Source organism: Lysobacter niastensis (assembly GCF_015453285.1).
GTDB lineage: Bacteria > Pseudomonadota > Gammaproteobacteria > Xanthomonadales > Xanthomonadaceae > Lysobacter_J > Lysobacter_J niastensis.
Window position 1 is genome coordinate 422,173 of the sequence record NZ_JADLZT010000002.1, and the last position, 18,935, is coordinate 441,107.

Here is an 18,935-nt window from a genome sequence, read left to right on the forward strand (position 1 = left end):
TAGTTCCGCGGCGGTCAAAGAACTGTCGGAGCGCTGGACACTTATCGAAGCGTAACGACCGTCCCGCAACGGCCATGGAGCTCAGCCGACCTGCGAGATCCACTCTTCCAGGTTGTAGTAGTTGGTGACCCGCTGGATGCGGCTGTTGCGGAGGGTGAAGAACGCGCCGCCGGGCAGCACGTACTTCTGGCCACGCGCCGGCGGCAGGCCGGCGTCGCTGCTGAGGTATTCGCCATGCACGACGTACTCGGCCGCCGCACGATGGCCGTCGGGCGATGCCATTACGACGATGTCGCGCAGCTGCTCGCGGTAGCTGGCGGCCATGCGCTGCAGGAACGCGGCGAACGCCTCGCGGCCGACCTCGCGCGGGCCCTGGTTGAGGTCGTGCACGACCTTCTCATCGAGCAGGGCGAGCATGCCGTCCCAGTCGCCGCGGTTGAAGGCGGCGTAATAGGCCAGCACTACTTCGGTGCTGCGATCATTGCTGCGGGTGCCGTCGATCTTCATCGTGCAATGCGGACCTGTGAAAACGGACAGGGATCATACCCCCGGTCAGGATGAAGGCCCGCGCATGCAGGCCTTCATGGATCTCGCGGATCGGGTCAGCTGCGCTGCACGATCAGATGCGCACCAGCGCGCGTTGCCGCTGGCGAACGATACTCAGCGCCAGCACGCCCGCCAGCAATGCGCTGCTGATCGCGAAGATGGTCATGCCGAGGCTGGCGCCGTCGAGGCCGCCCAGTTGCTGGGCTTCGTTTCCGTTGGGAAGGAAGCTCGCCGCCTGCATGCCGGTGTAGTGCATGCCGCACACCGCCACGCCCATCACCAGCGCACTGCCGAGCATCTGCATCCAGCCGCGCAGGTTGAAGGCGAGCCAGAGCGCCACTATCGAGGCGACGATCGCGATGGTCGCCGACGCCAGGACCAGCGTCTGGTCGTAATGGATGCTGGCCGGCATCAGCATCGCGGCCATGCCCGTGTAATGCATGCCGGTCACGCCCAGGCCCATGAACATGCCGGCGACGGTGAGCCTGGCCCAGCCGAACACGCCGGAGCCGGCGATGGCGAGGCCGACCATGCACGAGGCAATGGCAATCACCGCAGACAATGCCGTGATGGTCAGGTCGTACGACACCGGCAGATCCATCTTGCAGGCGAGCATGGCGATGAAGTGCATCGCCCAGATCGCGCCGCCACCCATCACCGCGCCGGCCATGAAGATGGCGCGCCAGCGTTGCGCCGTGCCGCGTGCGGCCGGGATGGCAATGGCCAGCTGCAGCGCCGTGAAGGAACCCAGGACAGACACCAGGTACGACAGGATCACCAGCATCGGATCGTGCAGGCACTGGACAGCGTGATCGTGCGGCATTGCTTCAACTCTCCCTGTAGGGTGCGGAACAAAAAGCGGCAATTACGCGATTTCGAAGCAGCAAGCTTCCGCGCCGGTGTTGCGGCACTGGCTTTCGACCACGTCCACGGTTTCCGCGCCATCAGGCCCTGCCAGCAGGCCGCCGAGCATGCCGCGAATGAAATGGCAGCAGGCGCCGTGCTCGCCGCGATCGACGAACGGGCTGTTCCTGATGCGGAACGTGTCTTCGTGCAGGTCGGCCTGGACGATCTGGCGCATTGCCGGCAAGGCGATATGGCGCACCGCATCGGCCAGCGACAGGCGGCTGCCGAGCGCGTAGTCGCGCCGGTACACCCAGTGGCCGACGCGATGGCCGATGTAGCGCAACGTCGATTCGCGCTGGGCCGGGGGCAGCTCGCTTTCCAGCGCCAGCAGGCGCACGAAGATGTCCGGATACTCGCGCGCGATCTGCGGCAGCAACGCTTCCACGCGCTGGGGATCGACCTCGCCGCGGGCCGGGGCGATCCGTGCTGCCGCCACGGCCACGTGCGTCGCGGTCACGCGCGAGTCGTGCAGGCTGTCGGGCGTGATGGCTTCGAAGCCGAGCACCAGGGGATGGGTGGCGAGCCGTTCTTCCAGCGGCATCAGGCCGTCCTTCGTCCCCCGCACCACCATCGTCAGGACCACGCCTTCGGCGGTGTTGAGCATGCGTTGCCGCAACAGCGTGTACCCGTTGGCGATGACGAGCTGACCGAGGGCGAGCAGCAGCCCGTCGCGCCGATCCGACAGAACGCGGAACTCGACATCCACCATCAGCCGCCCCCATGGCTCGATGCATTGGTCGCGTCCCGTCGCGGGGAGCTGCACCGGCTTTGCAGCGTGCCAGTTGCCCTGCGTCGAACAGAAGCAATGTCCAACGCGAAGGCGCCGAACGGCGCTTTCGCAAGCTTGAGCGGTTAGCGGCTACCGCTGCTCACGCGTGGGAGCGTGCGAAGAGGTCCGGCAACGCATCCAGATCCACGTTGCCGCCCGACAGCACCACGCCGACGCGCAGGCCTGCGAAGCGTTCGCGATGCGCAAGGACGGCGGCGAGCGCAACAGCGGACGACGGTTCGACCAGCTGCTTGGTGCGCTGCCAGATCAGCCGCATCGCGGCCACGGTCGCGCTGTCGTCGACGACCAGCGCTTCGGCGCGATGTTGCCGCAGCAGGGTGAAGTTGGGTGCGCCCAGCGTGCCGCGAAGACCGTCGCAGATCGTGTCCGGGACGAACTCGGTGACGCGCTCGCCGCGTTCGAGCGAGGCGGCCGTTTCCGCTGCGCCGGCGGGTTCGGCCAGGAACACGCGCGTCGACGGCGAGATCGCCGAGGTCGTGATCGCCGTGCCGGAGGCGAGGCCGCCGCCGCCGACCGGCACGACCAGTGCGTCCAGCGTGGCGATGGAGAGCAGCTCGAGCGCGGCGGTGCCCTGTCCGGCAATCACCCGCGCGTCGGTGTAGGGATGGACTAGCTCGGCACCGGTGTCGCGCTGCACCTGGGCGCAGGCGGCCTCGCGCGCGGCGATCGTCGGCGCGCAGTGGTGCAGGGTGGCGCCGTAGGCCTGGATCGCTGCCAGCTTGGCCGCGACCGCGCCTTCCGGGACGACGACATGGCACGCGATGCCGCGAGTACGGGCGGCCAGTGCCAGTGCCGCGCCGTGGTTGCCGGAGGAATGGGTGACCACGCCGCGGGCGGCGTCCTCGTCCGACAGCGACCACACCGCGTTGCAGGCTCCGCGGAACTTGAAGGCGCCAGCCCGTTGCAACTGCTCGGCCTTGAAGTGGAGCTCGCACCCGGCCAGCGCATCGAGCGTGTGCGAACGCAGCACCGGGGTGACATGGGCATGGGGGGCGATGCGCGCGGCGGCGGCGAGCACGGCGTCGAAATCGGGCAGGACGGAGGCCATCAGGTTCATGCCGAGATGCTAACGCGGCGCCGGACGCTTGCGCAGGCGCTCAAGCGCACAGTTTCACCGGCACGTGCGGACGCGCCGGGCCGGGGGCAGAATCTGGCGGAGGTGGCTGGATTAAGCACGAGTTCAATCCTCCAGCCTGAAGCTGGACACAACCCTGGGGGGTTCCGTCCATGAAACGCGCATTCCTGCTTCCTGTCATCGCCGCGAGCCTGCTGCTCGCCGGCTGTGTCTACGACTACACCTATCGCGGGGCCGGGCCCGGCGATTACTACTATGGCCGCCCGTCCGTCGACTACCGCTACTACGGCGGGTATGGCGGTTACGGCTATGGCGGCTATTACGGCGGTTACTACGGCGGGTTCTATCCCTACGGCTATTACCGCTACGGTTACCCGTATGGACGCTACGGATACGGCTACCCGTACTCGTATCCCTACGGCTATTACCCGCACCGGCCGTACTACCAGTACCCGAATCGCCATTACCGGCCTTACCAGCCGCCGGTGCACCACGATCGCGACCGCGACAACCAGCATCGCTCCGACCGCGCGCCGTGGCGCGACTTCGGCCGCTTCCCGCGCCAGCAGCCCGGGCAGGGGCCGTCGCCGAACATGGTCCAGTCCCCGAACGTCGCCCAGCCGCGGGCCGTGATGCCGCCGCGTCCGGCCACCGAAGCACGCCGCGAAGGCGGTGTGTCCGGGACGATGCGGCGGATGGTCGAACCCAGGCACAGCGAGGCCGTCCAGCAGCAAACCCCGTGACGCAGGTCGCTTGCACTGCACCGAAAGTGACAGCAAGCTACGGATAACTGACAAAGAGCGTCGCATTCCGACGCGTCCAGAGTTGCCGCCTTCCATGTCGGCGCCCGACGAGGTACCACGGATCCCCCCTGTTCCGTCCCCGTCGGGCGTCGGCGCCCATTCCGCAGCGCCCCTTCGAGCGGCCTGCGCGCAAGGCTCCGCCTGCCTCTCCGTCCGGACAGGCCTGACTGATCAGAAATAAAAAAAAGGGCCGAATGTCCCCCGACATTCGGCCCTTGGCTTCCCCGGCGGGCGCTTGGCCAGCCCCTGTTCCAATTCCGGCCGGCGCTGTGCGCCTGCCCCGCTGGGTGCTGTCGACTATGTCGCAGGAAGTGTGCCAATCCGGCCGCTTCGCGCGGGCGCGCCGGACGAACGGCGCGAAGTCAGTACTGGACGGTCGCCGTCACCGTGTCTTCGTAATCGCCCGCCAACGGCGTGGTCTGCACCGGCACCCTGCCGTACACCGTATAGACCTGCGCCGTGCCCGCACCCGTGCCGGCCACATCGTTGGCGGTGGTGTTGCCCCAGACATTGCTGCGGCCCGAGTTCGAATAGAGCTGGTACTGGATGACCCCGGGCGGCATGCCGTCCAGACCCATGCGCCGGTTGTTGACGTTGCCGGCGATGTCGCCGCCGTCGAGCATCAGCGTGTAGGGAGTGTTCAAGGTGCAGGTCACCGACAGCGTAGCGGTGGCATCGACCTGGCTGGTCAGCGCGGTCCGGGTGGGAAATGCCATGTCGGTGGTGGCGACGCTGCAGGCGCCGGCGACCGATGCGTTGGCGGTGAGCCGGAACGTGCGGCGGTTGCCGCTGATTGAACTGCACGGCAGTGTCGTCGCGTAGCTCGTGGTGACTTCCGAGCCGCTCATCCGGGAGCTGTAGGTGCCGGAGGGCAGGCCGTTCTGGCCGGAGAAGATCCGTCCGTAGAAGGGCACCGACAGGTTCAGGAAGCCGCTGGACGGAAAGGTCGCTGTGAACTCCAGCGCCTGGGCGCCGCCGGTGCCGGCGCGCGAGCCCCAGACCTGGCTGCGCGCGGCGTCGCGGTAGACCTGGTAGTCGATGCGCGCGCTGCCGCCGTTGCTCAGCTTGCGTGGAGAGAGCGCGTTGTCCTGGCCATTGGTAAGCCCGACGCAGACCTTGAAGGTCGTCGACGGCGTGCCGCTGCAGCTGAGGCTGAGGTTGGTCGTGCCATCGACCTGGCCGGTCGGGTTGACTGCGATGCTGCCGAAGCTGAGCGTCGGCTGGCCGCTGCGAGTGCAGCTCTGCGCGCGCGCCTCGGGAGCCATGAGCACGGCGATCAGCAGGGCACAGGCTGCAAGCGCGTGGCGGAGCGTCATTGCGATTCCTCTTTCGTGCATTCGGCCGGACCCAGTTGCGGCGACGATTCGACGCTGGCCAGCGGCGGCAGGTTCGTCGCGCAGGCGGTGCCGGCACGGGTCCAGCGTAGCGTTTCGCCGTCGACGTAGTGTTCCAGCCACAGGGCGCCGTCGTAGCCGACGATCACCACGCTGCCATCGGCGCGATGCACCCGCGTACCGGCGGCCACGGGTTTGCCGGAGCCGTCGCTCAGCGCCACGCTGGCGGTCCGCATCGCCACGAGCTCGTAGTTCACACGGACGCCGCCGTGGTCGGCCGGAGTCACCATGCGCTCGATCGCCGGCACTTCCAGGTTGGCGCCCAGGCCGTCCGGGTCGATCGCGATCCGGTTGCTCTGCCAGCCGCGCAGTTCCGGCAGCAGCAGGTAGCCGTCGCGGTTGGTGCGGCCGGCGACCCTGTTCTCGTACAGGATCGGCACGTCCGCGACGCCATTGGTGGACACCACCGCGAACGAATCGGTGATGCGGCGGCTGGCGAAGGCCTGGCCCCCCATCACCACCACGCTGCCATTGCCCTGCGCGAAGGCGCCGGTGTCGTCGTCGACGCGATCCATACCGAACCATGCCTCGGCGGCGCGGCCGCGCCAGGCTGCGGAAACCTGCCCATCGCCGCTGTCGCGGGCCTGGGCTTCCCAGCCCCAGCCGCCGGCATACGGCACGCTGCGACGCACGCCGGCGGCGTAGTCGGACTGGCCGCGGCTGTGGTCGTACGAAACCGAGGCGTCGAGCTCGCGCCCCAGCGGCATGCTCAGCGAGAGCGACACGCCATGGCCGGCGCGGTCGTCTTCGAATGCGCTGGCCGACAGCGACAGGCTGCGGCCAATGGTCTGGTTGAGGCCGATGCTCACCGTGCGGCTGGGCACGTCCTCGAGGTCGCGGTAGCGCAACCAGGTCATCGAGAACGAGCCGCGTGGAATGCCGAACCAGAGCGAGGCGCGGTCCTGCGAGCTCAACGGCGCACTGCCGCCATCGAGCGAACCCAGATCGCGGAATCCGCGGCTGGCACGCTGCGAATACAGGTCCAGGCCGGTACTGCGTCCGAACCACTGGTAGCCCAGCGCCTGTTGATCGCCGCTGCCCAGGCCGGAACTGCGTGCATAGGAGCCTGAAATCACGCCGAAGCGGCCGAGCGGTGACCAGGCCAGGCCCACGCCTCCGGTATGCAGGTCAGGTCCGGCTTCGCCATGGACCTCGACGGTGAACTCGTCGGTCATGCCGCGCCGCCAGCTGCCGCTGGCGACGGGGTCGTTGCCGTAATCGCCCGAATCGATACCGAATCCGGAGCGCAGCAGACCGGCCTCCAGCGAGAAGTCGCTCAGGCCGCGGGCGAGGCGCTGGTAGTCGACATACAGCGGCACGCTGGTCTGCGTGCTGCGCCCGAGTGCATCGGTCACCACGACCACGGCCTGGCCGGCGCCGATCACCCGTGGAAAATCGTTGAGCACGAACGGGCCGGGATCGACCTCGCCGCTGTACTGCCGCACGTTGTTGACGTAGAGCTCCACAGAGGAGGGCACGGTGGCATCGGCCGCGAACTGCGGCATCGGATAGACGATCAGGTCCGGGCGGACGCCGAAGTTGCGCCGCCACTGCACGCCGCCGAGGCGCACGGGACGTGTCCAGGCCAGGCCGCCGGAGACCAGGTCGCCCACCGTCCAGGTCCACATGCGCTGCGGATCGGAGTAGGTCCAGCGGCTGTCGAGGCGTTCGTAGGCGTCGTCGCCGCCGTCGCCGGCACGGCTGACGCCGGTCAGTTCGACGCTGCCGAAGCGGCCGAACCAGCGCAGGCCGGTGCCCACCGACAATGTCTGCGAGTCGCCGAGGCTGCGCGCATAGGCGTCGTAATCGAAGACCAGGCCATGGTCGCGGCGCACGTCACGTGCGCCGGGCGCGCTGTAACCCAGCTGGCGCACCGTGCGCAGGCTGCGCACCGGGTGCAGGTTCAGGCGCTGCATCGCCGGTTCGTACGCTGCCGACAGGCCGGGAATCGAATCCACCCAGACAAGCCCATCGTCGTCCACCGCCAGGTCTGCGGGCAGGTTGAGGCCGGCCGCCGCGAGTTCGGACGGCGCGACTCCCAGACGGCCATCGCGCAGCGTGAAAGGCACGAGCGGACGGGCGAGATGGCCGTCGATCATGACGTCGAGGTAAAGCGACTGCTCGCCCTGCGCGGTACCGGAAGGCAGCGCCTGATCGAGGGCGCCCTGGGAAACGCCGGTCGCGGCGGCATTGCCCGCGCCGATCGCGGTGATCGTGGCGGCCAGTGCCAGGGCGAGCGCGCGGCGGCGCGGTCTAGCGGGCGAGATCAAGCGTGACCGGCTCGCCGTTGAGCATGACCTGGAGCTTCAGCCCCGAGCCCAGCTGAGCGACTTTGTCCGACTCGAGCGGGAAGCGACGGGCGCTGTTGGCCAGCACATAGCCGAGCAGGCCCGACGTCACCTCGACCTTGTGTCCGGCGGCGTCCGTCATCGAGGTGGCGCCGAGCTGGGCGGCGCGGCCGCCCGTGTTGCGGCAGGCCAGGGCAGCGGCTTCGAGGCGGCACTCCAGCGCGATGGGCGCGGGATCGGTCGCACGCACGAACACAGGAATCAGGAAGCGCATCCGCACTGCGACGGCGGAGCCCTCGGTCGCGCCCGGATCACCTGGCAGTTCGTCGACGACCACGCGATACGCCTGCTCCCTGGCCACCGGGCCGTCGGCGGGGCGCACCAGCCGTACCAGCTGCTCGGCGTCGGCGGCGATCTCGACGATCGGCGGGCTGGCCATCAGGTCCGTGCTCGGGTTGAGCTGGTCCTCGTTGCCGTCCTGGGTCCAGGCGTAGACGCGGATCTGTGCAGCGAGCGGCGCATCGCCCGTATTCGCCAGCACCAGACGGCCCGCGCGCGTGCCCGCAGGCAGTTCGATGCCGGTCTGGCGCGTTTGCAGGTGCCCGCGCGCCTCGGCGGAGCCGATGGCGAGGACCAGTGAAAGGGCCGCAGCGATGGCGCCGGCGCTGTTCTTGAGGCGAGCGTGCATATCAGAACGTCAGTGTGGCGGTGACTACGTCAGCATAGGCGCCCACCGGCTTCACGCCCTGGCCGCCAAAGACGCGGCCGTAAATCGGGAAGACGTCGATGCCGCCGGAACTGGTGGCTGAGATGATGTTGCCGATGCTGCCATCGCCCAGGACGGTGCTGCGGCTGCTGTCGAGAAACAGCGAGTAACTGACGGTTTCAGCGCCAAAACTCAGCTTGCGGGCATCGACGGTCGCACCGTTGCCGGCGCCCATGTCGAAGGCGATCTGGATCGGGCCCCGACTGCTGCAGGCGACCGAAACGCTGCTCTCGGCATCCAGGTTGCGGCTGAGGTCCTGCGAGCGCCCGAACGACAGCGGCTGCGCGGTAATGCCGCAGCTGTTCTCGATGCTGAGCGTGACCTCCATGACCGCACTTTCGGCCGCGCAGGCAAGCGGGCTCGCGGCCAGCAGGGCCAGACCGAAGGCAGTGCAGTTCAGGCGCGTGGACATCGCGGATCACTCCGACGCGAACAGGTGGGCGTCAAACGCCCGGATCACGATTCGTGACTCGAACCCAGGGTGTGGCAACCGGCCGCACCCTCCCTAAGGAAGGATGCGGCTGGGCGTCCCTGGAGCGGGTCTCAGTACGAAACCGACGCGGTGATCGTGTCCGTGTAGTTGCCGCCCGGCTTGGCGCCCTGGACGGGCACGTAGCCGTGGACGGTGACGGTGTTGGTGCCGCCGCCGGTGCTGGTGCCGTTGAACACCGGCGAGGTGCCGGCGGTGCCGTCACCGAAGACCACGCCGCCGCCCGAGGTGGCCGAGCGCAGGGTGTAGTCGATCGAGTTGCCGCCCGAGGTCATCTGGTGGGTGCCGGCGGTGCCCTGCTCGAGCGTCACGACGACCGGGCCGCTGCCGGTGCAGCTCACGGAAACGCTGGCCGAGGCATTGCGGGCGGTGGCCACGTCGACGACGGTGCCGAAGCTCATGTCGGCGGCCGTGACGGTGCAGGTGTTCTGGATCGTCATCGACACGGTCATGTCGTCGGTGGCGGTGGCAGCCGAAGCCAGCGGGGCTACGGCGAGCAGGGCGACAGCCAGGGCGGTGCGGTGCAGCAGGGACATTGATCTCTCTCCGGGGACTGCAAGCAGGAAAATGAATGCGTGAGACGCGTCGCAGAATTGACGTGTGACCAAGAGTAGCAAAACGCGTGCCAAGAAACCGCCAGACGGGAAATTGGCGCCATTCGTCCGTACTTCTGGTGTCAACCTATTGACATAACTGAACCGTCGCCGGGTTTGGGGCGGTTTGGACGCACTGCGTCACTTTGTTAGGTGCGCGTATACGTCACCTCGCCAGTCAGCCCGGATCCAGCCTGCGAGCGGCCGGCAGGCGGCCATTGCCGTAGAATCCGCGGCGGTTTGGCCCGCCCGCCGGAGCGTGGGGCGGCACCTGCAGGCCCGCGACCGGGCCGACTTTCCGGACGACCGCTCTGCGGTGCCCTCATGAGCGACAACTTCTTCCAATACGACGTGATCGTGGTCGGTGGCGGCCATGCCGGTACCGAGGCTGCCCTGGCATCGGCGCGCGCTGGTGCGCGAACGCTGCTGCTCACGCATTCGGTGGAGACGGTCGGCGCGATGAGCTGCAACCCGGCCATCGGCGGCATCGGCAAGGGCCACCTGGTCAAGGAGATCGACGCCCTCGGCGGCGTGATGGCGCGTGCCGCCGACGCGGCCGGCATCCAGTGGCGCCGGCTCAACGCCAGCAAGGGCCCGGCCGTGCGCGCCACGCGCTGCCAGGCCGACCGATCGCTGTACCGGTCCTTCATCCGCCGCGTGGTCGAGAGCCAGCCCGGCCTGACCCTGTTCCAGGCCGCGGTCGACGACATTCTGTTTTCAAACAGCACGTCCGACGCCGGCCGCGTTACCGGCGTGGTCACCCAGACCGGCCTGCACTTCAGCGCGCCGGCCGTGGTGCTGACCGCCGGCACCTTCCTGGCCGGCAAGGTCCACGTCGGCCAGACCACCTACGCCGCCGGTCGCGCCGGCGACCCGCCCGCGGTCGCGCTGGCCGCCAAGCTGCGCGAAGGCCCGTTCGTGGTCGATCGCCTGAAGACCGGCACGCCGCCGCGCATCGATGGCCGCACGCTCGATTACTCGGTGATGGAGGAGCAGCCCGGCGACGATCCGCGCCCGGTCATGTCCTTCATCGGCAGTCGCGACGATCACCCGCGTCAGGTGTCGTGCTGGATCACCCACACCAGCGAGCAGACCCACGAAATCATCCGCGGCGCGCTCGACCGCTCGCCGCTGTACACCGGCCAGATCGAGGGCATCGGCCCGCGCTACTGCCCGTCGATCGAAGACAAGGTGGTGCGCTTCGCCGAAAAGGCCAGCCACCAGATCTTCGTCGAGCCCGAAGGCCTCGACGTCGCCGAGATCTATCCCAACGGCATCTCGACCTCGCTGCCGTTCGACGTGCAGCTGGCGCTGGTGCGCAGCATCCGCGGCTTCGAGCGCGCCCACATCACGCGCCCGGGCTACGCGATCGAGTACGACTTCTTCGATCCGCGCGGCCTGAAGACCACGCTGGAGACCAAGTCAGTCGAAGGCCTGTTCTTCGCCGGCCAGATCAACGGCACCACCGGTTACGAGGAGGCCGCCGCGCAGGGCCTGCTCGCCGGCGTCAACGCCGCCCGTTTCGTGAAGGGCGAGGCCGGCTGGAGCCCGCGCCGCGACGAGGCCTACCTGGGCGTGCTGGTCGACGACCTGATCACCCACGGCACGTCCGAGCCGTACCGCATGTTCACCAGCCGCGCCGAATACCGCCTGCAACTGCGCGAGGACAACGCCGATCTGCGCCTGACTCCGGTCGGCCGCGAACTCGGCCTGGTCGATGACGCGCGGTTCTCCCGCTTCGAGGCCAAGCGTGAGGCGATCGCCCGCGAGGGCGCCCGTCTTGGCGCGATCTGGGCCGCGCCGAACAACGCGCTGGGCCGCGAGGCCATGGACGTGCTCGGCATCGAAATCAGCCGCGAGACCAGTGCGCTGGACCTGCTCAAGCGCCCTGAACTGGACTACGCCAAGCTGGCCACCGTGCCGTCGCTGGGGCCCGGTGTCGCCGAGGCCGATGTCGCCGAACAGGTCGAGATCGGCGTGAAATACGCCGGCTACCTCGACCGCCAGCGCGAGGAGATCGCGCGCCAGCAGCGCCACGAGAACACCGTTATTCCGGACGCCTTCGACTACGCCGCCGTGCGTGGGCTCTCGGCCGAGGTGCAGCAGAAGCTCGAGCGCGTGCGCCCGCAGACGGTCGGCCAGGCGCAACGCATTCCCGGCATGACTCCGGCGGCGATTTCACTGCTGCTGGTACACCTGACCCGCTCGCGTCGCAGCCGGGTGGCCTAGTTCCCCGCGCGCTGCGGCGCGTTCAACATCCCATGACCGGTTCATCCCGGCGCGTGGACTTTCGCCGCATGACGGCGCCCGCAGACGGGCGTTAGTCTCGGCGCATGCGCCTGACGACGATCCTCCTGCTCACCCTGCTGACCGCGACCGCGTGCGACCGCTCACCGGAGCGTGCTCCCGGTGCGCAGGCCAGCCCGGCGACCGCGCGTGCGGCGATGTACACGCGCAGCGACTGGCCCTTGCCGGTGACCGCCACTGCCGCCCAGCCCGACCTGATACGGGCGCCCGATGGGACGCTGCTGCTGTCGTGGATCGAGCCGCAGGGCGAAGGCCACGCGCTCAGGTTCGCCCGTTACACCGGCCGCGCCTGGGGTGAAGTCCAGGAGATCGCGCGCGGCAGTGACTGGTTCGTCAACTGGGCCGACACGCCGCACCTGGTGGCGACCGCCGACGGCGCGCTGTGGGCGCATTGGCTGAAGAAGTCGGCGAACGCGCAGTATGCGTACGACGTGGCGCTGTCGCGTTCCGGCGACGGTGGCGTCACCTGGTCGGAGCCGATGCTGGTCAATGACGACGGCACGCCGACCGAGCATGGCTTCGTGTCGATGTGGCCGGCGGCGCGCGACCGCATCGGCATCGCCTGGCTCGACGGCCGCCGCAGCGGCGGCGAAGAAGCGGAGGGCCGCGGTGGCCATGCCGGCCATGAAGGGCCAAGCGCGATGACGCTGCGCGCGGCTACCTTCGACGCCGCGTTGCGCCGCGACGGCGATCGCGAGCTCGATGCGATGACCTGCGACTGCTGCCAGACCGACACGGCGCTGACCACGCGCGGGCCGCTGCTGGTGTACCGGGACCGCACTCCCGAAGAGATCCGCGATATCGCAGCCACGCGCTACGACGGGGCGACGTGGACACCGGCGCACGTCGTGCACGCCGACCGGTGGAAGATGCCGGCCTGCCCGGTCAATGGCCCGGCCGTCGCCGCCGAAGGCAACCAGGCCGTCGTCGCCTGGTACACCGTGGCCGCCGACCAGCCGACGCTGCGCATCGCGCGCAGCAACGATGCCGGCGACACGTTCGCGACGCCGATCACGCTGGACCAGGGTGCGCGCGTGCAGGGTCGTGTCGACGTCACCCTCGACGCCGACGATGCCTGGGTGCTGTGGACCCTCGAAGACGGCGGATCGCAGTCGCTGCAGTTCGCCCGCTACACGCCGGACCTGTCCCGCGAACTGCAGCGTGGCGAAGTCGCGCGCCTGCAGGGCCGCGGCCGCGCCACCGGATTCGCCCAGGTCGCCACCGGCAATGACGGCACGTACGTGGTCTGGACCGACGTCGTCGATGGCAAGCCGCGCCTGGCTGGCGCGCGCTACGGGGTCGCGCCGTGAGCGCCGTCGTGCTGCGGGGCGGTTGCCGCTGTGGCGCTCTGGCCATCGAAGTCACGCTGACGCGCGAGCCTGCGGACTACGTGCCGCGCGCCTGCGACTGCAGCTTCTGCCAGGAGCGCGATGCCGCGTGGCTGTCGGATCCGCAAGGCGTTCTCCGCCTGCAGCAGCGCCGCGAATCCGCATCGCTGCACCTGCGCCAGGGGTCCAACCAGGCCGACTTCGTCGCCTGCGCGCATTGCGGAACGCTCGTTATGGTGGCGTGCGAGATCGAAGGCCGGCTGTATGCCGCGGTCAACGCCCACGCATTGCGCGACGCGAGGTTCGCACCCGAACAACCCGCGTCACCGCAGCGCCTGGCGCCCGAAGACAAGCGCGCACGCTGGCGGCAGCTTTGGTTCGCCGAGGTGTGCATCGAAACCACGGCCGGCGCGGCCTGACGGTTCAGGCGTCGATCGCGTAGAGCTCCAGTTCCTCGTTGGCCTGCGGCAGTGTCACTTTTCCTTCGAAGCGCAGGCCGATGCGCTCGAGCACCTTCACCGACGCCTCGTTGCCGGGCGACACGATCGCCAGCAGGCGCGGCATCGCCAGCGTGCGCAGCGCGTGGTCGCGCACCGCTGCGCACGACTCGACGGCATAGCCGCGCGACCAGTGGCGCGGCAGGAACGCATAACCGATGTCCGTGTACGGCAGCGTGTCGCGATGCATCAATCCGCACACGCCCAGCGCTTCGCCGCTGGCTTTCAGTTCCACCAGCCATAGCCCGTAGCCATGGCGCGCATAGCTGTCGCCCGGGCCCTTGTGGATGTAGCCCACGGCATCGTCGAGCGTGCGCACGCCGCGGTCGCCGATGTTGTCGATGAACGACCGCTCGTTGAGCAGTTCGAAAATGAACGGAGCGTCGGCGTCGGTGAGTTCGCGCAGGCGCAGCCGTGGCGTCTGCAGGATTTCACGCGGCGTCATGTTCGTGTCCATCGAGCAATAGAGCCAGCGCCAGTGCACGCATGCGAAGTGATCCTCCCTGTGGGTGGCCGCAGGCTAGCACGCGGCGGCATGCGGCCTCAGTAGCGAAGCACCAGCGGAAGTTCCGGCCGCAGGTCCCTCTCGGCGCCTTGTTTTCCACCGTCGAAGGTGAGCTCCAGCATCCATTCCGGGCCGGGTTGTGTTTGCACCAGGCCCAGCGAGGTGTAATAGCGCATGGCATCGATCGGCACGTAGCCCGGCGGCGTGGTCACGCGCACCGAGGTCACCTTGCGCACGCCCAGTGGATGCCGCGGTACCGCGCGGCTCGCGTCCGCCGAGACGGCAAGGTACCCGGGAACGACGAACAACGATGGACTGACGCGATCGTCGCGCGGCGTGAGGATCTCGATCGCCGTGCCAGGGCGCAGCCAGGCCGGCGAGATCGTCCACCCCTGCAGCGGCAGCGCTTCCTGCGTGGTTCGCGCCGCGGCGACGCCGATCGGCGAACGCCCGCTGCTGCGCCACGCCATCCGCTCGCGCACTTTCTCCATGGCGCGCTCCGAACCGGGCGCCAGCGCCACGGAGGCATCCGGCCAGATCAGTTCCAGGTAGCCATTCTCGAACTCGAACGTGATGGAGGAAGTGCCCTGTCCGTCATGACGGTTGATCGCATCGGATACCTGCAGGCCGGCGCGTTCCAGTGCCGCGCGCTCGGGCGCACCGGGCGTGACCACCAGCCAGGCATGGTCGAAGCGCAGGGGCGTCTGCGGCGCGGGCGTCGAGACGCAGCCCGACGCGGTGCCGGTAACGGCAAGCAGCAACGAGAACAGGCTGGCTTTCGGCATCGTGTATCCCGCGGCTACTTTTCCTTGCGCCAGTTGATCGAGGCGCGGTTCTCGACCGTGCTCGACTCGATCTGGATGTCGAACCCCTTGCGCAGCAGGTACTTCAGCATCAGCACCTGGCCGGTGCCGAGCAGCGACACGCCGTAGCCGACATAAAGCCGCGGCGATATGTGTTTGCCGATGCCGAGCACACTGCCGCCGAGCGCGCGGCTGTCGCCGACGCCCGCTTCGTCGAGGCCGAGCTTGGCGCCGATCTGCGAGGCGATCATGCCGCCGCCGGCGGACAGCGCGGCGCTGGCGGCGTTGACCTGCTTGCTCTCGTCCGTGCTCGCGCTCGCCAGCGGCCGGCCCAGTGTCAGATACGCCAATGCTTCGGACTGCGAGCTGGCCGGGTCCGACCAGACTTCGGCGCGCGGTGCGCTGGCGCGGCCACGAATGTCGACGCCGGCGGTGACCTCACCCACCACGCGCTCGGCGCGAACGTTGAGGATCGGATCGGAGACCGGACTGTTGGCCCACGACAGCTCGCCGCGGGTGATCTCCAGCTTGCGTCCGTAGGCCTTGTACAGACCCTTCACGTCGAGGCGGCCGGTGCCGGTCATCTCGCGCCCCGGTCGCGCACGGACGCGCAGCTGACCGGTGAGGCCGCCATCGAGACCGAAGCCGTTGAGCCGGACGTCATCGCCAAGCACCAGCGCCAGGTCGAGATCGAGCGGCGCCGCTCCGGTTTCCTCGGGATCTTCCGGATCGAGGATCACCACGTCGGGCGACGCGGACACGCCCTGGTCCAGGCGTTCCAGGTCGATGCTCGCCGACGGCACCGTCACCGTGCCGGTGACCTGCAGCGGCTGGTTGGCGGCGTAGCGCACCTGTACGTCGGGGCTGGCCACCGCACGCAGGTCGCGCGTGTCGGAGACCAGCACGTTCTCGCCGCGCAGCGCCAGCGTCAGCGGCGCGTCGATGTTCTGCCAGTTGAGCGAGCCGTCGACGTTGAGCGTGCCCTTGCCGGAACGCACGTGGCCAGTGATGCGCGCGCTGCCATCGGCGAGTGCGTTGAGCTGTATCTGGCCGTCCTCGAGCACGATCGCCAGCGACGGCAGTTCGGTGCTGAACTGAGTCAGTTGCGCCTGGCCGCCAAGCTGCGGACGCGCGCGCGTTCCGGCAAGCGTGATGCGGCCGTCGAGCCGGCCCTTGGGCTCGACGATGTCAGGCGAGAACAGCTCCATCCACACCAGTTCATCGGTGTTGAACGCGACTTCGCCCGTGATCGGCGCGTAGTCGTCCCAGCCGGTGGCGATGCGTGCGTCGATGTGGCCACCGCTGTTGAAGGCCGTGGAGAGTTCGGCGTTGATGCGGCGCGGATCGAAGGTCACCGTCAGCTGCAGGTTGTCGTAGCTGAGCATTTCGCGGCGCGCGCGTTCGCTGTTCTTCATTCCACCGCCGGACGAGCGCAGCATGAGCTGGCCACGCCAGGCATTGCCGGCCGGACGCAGCTGTCCCTCCAATGCGATCTCGCCACGCAGCAGCCAGGGCCGCTGGTCCTCGCGCTCGGGCAGGTAGGGCACCAGCAGCGTCAGCGGCAGCGACTCGCCGCGCACATCGAGGCCGCGGCGCGGCCAGTCGGCGCTGGCGCACAGCGAACCGCCGCCGCTCGATGCCACGCAAGCGCTGCTCAGCGCGCCGTTGCGTCCATCCCAGCGGAAACGCGCAGGCTGCTGCAGCCGCCACGATGCGCCCTTGGCCGGTACGAGCTGCAGTGCAGCCAGCGCACCCTGCCAGGTGTTGCCCTGCTTGCTGGCATTGCCGGACAGCGACAGCACGCCGATATCGCCGCGTGCCTCGCCCTGGAGCTGCAGCGACTCCACCGCGCCGCGTGCGTCCAGCGTCAGCGACGACAACGGCAGGCCCACCTGGAGTCCACTGGCCCGAACAGCGATCGCGCCGTTGCCACGCTGCCACGGCAGCCGGCCCTTCGCCGTCATCGACGCCGCCTGGTAATCCCCGTACTTCAGGCCGCTGCCAGTGAGGTCGGCGGTGACGTCGGGCGCGGTGCGCGGACCGGTGAGGCGCAGCGTGCCGCGTAGCGTGCCGGCGCCGCCGGGCAACAGGTCGCTGAGCACCAGCGGAGTGAACTTCGCATCGACGTCGAGCGTGCGCGCGACCTTGCCCTTCGCGTCGATGCGACTGCCGCCGAGCGCGAGGGCGACATCGCCTTCGTAAGCGGTGTCGCCGCCTGCGTTGCCGGCGCCGTGCATCGCGAACTTGCCCCGTCCCTTCAGCGGGCGGTTGCGCAGCCGCCCGCCGAGGTTGCTGGCGTCCACGCTGACTTCGAGTCCGCCGTCGCTACGTGTACTGCCCCGGGTCGCGAGCTTGCCGTCCACCGCGCCGCGCCACTCCGGCGCGAAATAGCCGGGGTCGAATCCGGCGAGCGTGGCGTCGATGTTCCAGCCGAGCGAAGGCTGCCACGTCACCACGCCGCGGCCGTCGAGCGTGCCGCTGGGCATGCGCGCCTTCAGCGAACGCAGCGTCATGCGCGCGTCGTTGCCGCGGCCGTCGAACTCGACACGCGCGCGTTCGCCGTTGCGCACCAGGTCGGCGTGGCCGATCGCGGCCCAGGCCTTCAGCGTGCCGGCGAACCCGAGGTCGGCATCGGCGCCGATGGAGGGCGCTTCCGGGTCGGCCTCGGTGGCACCACCCCAGACCAGCCCGCGCGCATTGGCGGCGAGGCGGAAGCGCGCGTTCTGCGGGTCGTTGAAATCGGCGTGTCCGTTCAAGGTCACCCGACCGTCGAACACTTCCAGTACCAGGGGATGCAGGTCGAGCACCTGGTTCTCGACGCGCACGTCCGAGGGGAGCACCTTGGCGACGAAATCGCCCTGCGTGGCCTCGCCGCGCAGGCGCGCGTTGCCGCCACTGCCGTCGGCGTCGAAGCGCAACGCGATCGGTTTGTCCTCGTCGCTGGCGTCCTCGCCCATCAGCAGGCCCAGGTCGATGGCCTCCGCGTGCGTGCGCAGCTGCCACGCCGGCGTGTCGCGGCCGCGCAGCACCAGGCTGGCTTTCAGTTCGCCCGGAACGCGCCCGGCGAGGGCGACGTCCATGCGCGACAGGTCGCCGCGTGCGGCCAGGCCGACGCGTGCGGGCGTGCGACCGCTGGCGGCCGCGAGTTCGGCGCTGGCGGTGAGATCGATGCGGTAATCCTCACGCGGCGCATAGTCGCCACGCAGGTTGAGCCGGCCGCGGTCGCTGTCGACGAACAGCCGCTCGACGTGCAGCTTGCCCTGCTGCGCGTCCAGTCCGGCGCGCAGCGTACGGATGTCGATCAGCTTTTCGCCTTCCTGCGTCAGCAGGAAGCCGTCGACGCGGACGTCGTCGGCCTGCAGCTCCAGCGGCGGCGCGATCTCGGGCAGCACGTCCGGCCACTCGGGCAACTGGAACGGCTCCTTGCTCTCGGGCATCTCCAGCGTCGCCTGCTCGATCTGCAGCGCGTCCAGGCGCAGCCGTTTGCCCAGCAGCGGCCGGATTGCCGGATCGACGTGCACGCGCTCGGCGGTGAACACGATGCGGTCGTAGGTGAAGCGCACGTCGTGCAGCATCAGCGGACCCGACAGCGGGCCGTCGATCACGCGCCACGACAGCGTGGCGTTCTCCGGCAGGCGCGCGACGATCTGCGCCATCAGCAGGTCGCGGCCACCGATCGTGGTCAGCAGCCACCAGGCGAAGGAGGCCAGCAGCAGCGTCAGTACGCCGGCGAGCAGGCTGGCGCGTATCGCCAGCCAGCGCAGGCGCGCGCGGCGACGCTGGCGCAGCTCGGCGATGCGCTGCTCGTGCGGGTCGGAAGGCGTGGCGGTGGTTTCGCTCATGG

General features: G+C 69.2%; 16 protein-coding genes. 4 read left to right on the forward strand and 12 right to left on the reverse strand.

Going from position 1 to position 18,935, the window contains the following annotated elements; genetic code table 11:
• Window positions 1-81: 81 nt before the first annotated feature.
• From IU514_RS04690 to IU514_RS04705, 4 genes are all read right to left on the reverse strand, one after another.
• Complete coding sequence (locus IU514_RS04690; RefSeq protein WP_194929912.1) at window positions 82-507, reverse strand: ketosteroid isomerase-related protein; 426 nt, start codon at window positions 505-507, stop codon at window positions 82-84.
• A 112-nt stretch (window positions 508-619) separates the two neighbouring features.
• The gene (locus IU514_RS04695; protein ID WP_194929913.1) at window positions 620-1,369 is read right to left on the reverse strand and encodes an MHYT domain-containing protein; all 750 of its coding nucleotides are present in this window, start codon (window positions 1,367-1,369) and stop codon (window positions 620-622) included.
• A 42-nt stretch (window positions 1,370-1,411) separates the two neighbouring features.
• A complete protein-coding gene (locus IU514_RS04700; protein WP_194929914.1) occupies window positions 1,412-2,215 on the reverse strand; it encodes a hypothetical protein in 804 nt (267 codons plus the stop codon).
• 106 nt (window positions 2,216-2,321) lie between these two features.
• Window positions 2,322-3,290 carry a pyridoxal-phosphate dependent enzyme gene (locus tag IU514_RS04705; protein WP_194930002.1) on the reverse strand — a complete coding sequence of 323 codons (969 nt, stop codon included), beginning with the start codon at window positions 3,288-3,290 and terminating at the stop codon, window positions 2,322-2,324.
• Between the two features lie 179 nt (window positions 3,291-3,469).
• Between IU514_RS04705 and IU514_RS04710 the strand changes: the two genes are divergently transcribed.
• Window positions 3,470-4,060, forward strand: a complete 591-nt coding sequence (locus tag IU514_RS04710; RefSeq protein ID WP_194929915.1) for a hypothetical protein — start codon at window positions 3,470-3,472, stop codon at window positions 4,058-4,060.
• A gap of 422 nt (window positions 4,061-4,482) precedes the next feature.
• Here the strand turns inward: IU514_RS04710 and IU514_RS04715 are convergent, their stop codons facing one another.
• The 5 genes from IU514_RS04715 to IU514_RS04735 form a co-directional block, all read right to left on the reverse strand.
• Entirely contained in the window at window positions 4,483-5,436 is a 954-nt protein-coding gene (locus tag IU514_RS04715; RefSeq protein ID WP_194929916.1) for a Csu type fimbrial protein, read from the reverse strand.
• Window positions 5,433-7,784: a fimbria/pilus outer membrane usher protein gene (locus IU514_RS04720; RefSeq protein ID WP_194929917.1), complete on the reverse strand. Its 2,352-nt coding sequence runs from the start codon at window positions 7,782-7,784 to the stop codon at window positions 5,433-5,435. The genes IU514_RS04715 and IU514_RS04720 overlap by 4 nt, the downstream gene beginning before the upstream one ends.
• Window positions 7,768-8,490 (reverse strand): fimbrial biogenesis chaperone, encoded by a 723-nt coding sequence (locus IU514_RS04725; RefSeq protein WP_194929918.1) that lies wholly within the window; start codon window positions 8,488-8,490, stop codon window positions 7,768-7,770. Before IU514_RS04725 ends, IU514_RS04720 begins: the two co-directional genes overlap by 17 nt.
• 1 nt (window position 8,491) lies before the next feature.
• Window positions 8,492-8,980, reverse strand: coding sequence for a Csu type fimbrial protein (locus IU514_RS04730; protein ID WP_194929919.1), 489 nt, complete (start codon window positions 8,978-8,980; stop codon window positions 8,492-8,494).
• Between the two features lie 131 nt (window positions 8,981-9,111).
• The gene (locus IU514_RS04735; protein WP_194929920.1) at window positions 9,112-9,594 is read right to left on the reverse strand and encodes a spore coat protein U domain-containing protein; all 483 of its coding nucleotides are present in this window, start codon (window positions 9,592-9,594) and stop codon (window positions 9,112-9,114) included.
• A gap of 381 nt (window positions 9,595-9,975) precedes the next feature.
• Between IU514_RS04735 and mnmG the strand changes: the two genes are divergently transcribed.
• From mnmG to IU514_RS04750, 3 genes are all read left to right on the forward strand, one after another.
• The gene (mnmG, locus tag IU514_RS04740; protein ID WP_194929921.1) at window positions 9,976-11,880 is read left to right on the forward strand and encodes a tRNA uridine-5-carboxymethylaminomethyl(34) synthesis enzyme MnmG; all 1,905 of its coding nucleotides are present in this window, start codon (window positions 9,976-9,978) and stop codon (window positions 11,878-11,880) included.
• A gap of 104 nt (window positions 11,881-11,984) precedes the next feature.
• Window positions 11,985-13,268 (forward strand): sialidase family protein, encoded by a 1,284-nt coding sequence (locus IU514_RS04745; RefSeq protein ID WP_194929922.1) that lies wholly within the window; start codon window positions 11,985-11,987, stop codon window positions 13,266-13,268.
• The gene (locus IU514_RS04750) at window positions 13,265-13,705 is read left to right on the forward strand and encodes a GFA family protein (protein WP_194929923.1); all 441 of its coding nucleotides are present in this window, start codon (window positions 13,265-13,267) and stop codon (window positions 13,703-13,705) included. The genes IU514_RS04745 and IU514_RS04750 overlap by 4 nt, the downstream gene beginning before the upstream one ends.
• 4 nt (window positions 13,706-13,709) lie before the next feature.
• On the opposite strand, the gene IU514_RS04755 is transcribed toward IU514_RS04750, so the two are convergent.
• From IU514_RS04755 to IU514_RS04765, 3 genes are all read right to left on the reverse strand, one after another.
• Window positions 13,710-14,228 carry a GNAT family N-acetyltransferase gene (locus IU514_RS04755; RefSeq protein WP_194929924.1) on the reverse strand — a complete coding sequence of 173 codons (519 nt, stop codon included), beginning with the start codon at window positions 14,226-14,228 and terminating at the stop codon, window positions 13,710-13,712.
• A gap of 98 nt (window positions 14,229-14,326) precedes the next feature.
• Window positions 14,327-15,073: a VOC family protein gene (locus tag IU514_RS04760; RefSeq protein WP_194929925.1), complete on the reverse strand. Its 747-nt coding sequence runs from the start codon at window positions 15,071-15,073 to the stop codon at window positions 14,327-14,329.
• Between the two features lie 14 nt (window positions 15,074-15,087).
• Entirely contained in the window at window positions 15,088-18,933 is a 3,846-nt protein-coding gene (locus IU514_RS04765; RefSeq protein WP_194929926.1) for a translocation/assembly module TamB domain-containing protein, read from the reverse strand.
• Window positions 18,934-18,935: the final 2 nt, after the last annotated feature.

Bases quoted from the DNA above. Each gene is read 5' to 3' on its own strand.
- IU514_RS04755 (WP_194929924.1), bottom strand. From the start codon at position 14,228: ATGACGCCGCGTGAAATCCTGCAGACGCCACGGCTGCGCCTGCGCGAA.
- IU514_RS04715 (WP_194929916.1), bottom strand. From the start codon at position 5,436: ATGACGCTCCGCCACGCGCTTGCAGCCTGTGCCCTGCTGATCGCCGTG.
- mnmG (WP_194929921.1), top strand. From the start codon at position 9,976: ATGAGCGACAACTTCTTCCAATACGACGTGATCGTGGTCGGTGGCGGC.
- IU514_RS04710 (WP_194929915.1), top strand. From the start codon at position 3,470: ATGAAACGCGCATTCCTGCTTCCTGTCATCGCCGCGAGCCTGCTGCTC.
- IU514_RS04745 (WP_194929922.1), top strand. From the start codon at position 11,985: ATGCGCCTGACGACGATCCTCCTGCTCACCCTGCTGACCGCGACCGCG.
- IU514_RS04690 (WP_194929912.1), bottom strand. From the start codon at position 507: ATGAAGATCGACGGCACCCGCAGCAATGATCGCAGCACCGAAGTAGTG.
- IU514_RS04695 (WP_194929913.1), bottom strand. From the start codon at position 1,369: ATGCCGCACGATCACGCTGTCCAGTGCCTGCACGATCCGATGCTGGTG.
- IU514_RS04760 (WP_194929925.1), bottom strand. From the start codon at position 15,073: ATGCCGAAAGCCAGCCTGTTCTCGTTGCTGCTTGCCGTTACCGGCACC.
- IU514_RS04705 (WP_194930002.1), bottom strand. From the start codon at position 3,290: ATGGCCTCCGTCCTGCCCGATTTCGACGCCGTGCTCGCCGCCGCCGCG.
- IU514_RS04730 (WP_194929919.1), bottom strand. From the start codon at position 8,980: ATGTCCACGCGCCTGAACTGCACTGCCTTCGGTCTGGCCCTGCTGGCC.
- IU514_RS04735 (WP_194929920.1), bottom strand. From the start codon at position 9,594: ATGTCCCTGCTGCACCGCACCGCCCTGGCTGTCGCCCTGCTCGCCGTA.
- IU514_RS04725 (WP_194929918.1), bottom strand. From the start codon at position 8,490: ATGCACGCTCGCCTCAAGAACAGCGCCGGCGCCATCGCTGCGGCCCTT.
- IU514_RS04765 (WP_194929926.1), bottom strand. From the start codon at position 18,933: ATGAGCGAAACCACCGCCACGCCTTCCGACCCGCACGAGCAGCGCATC.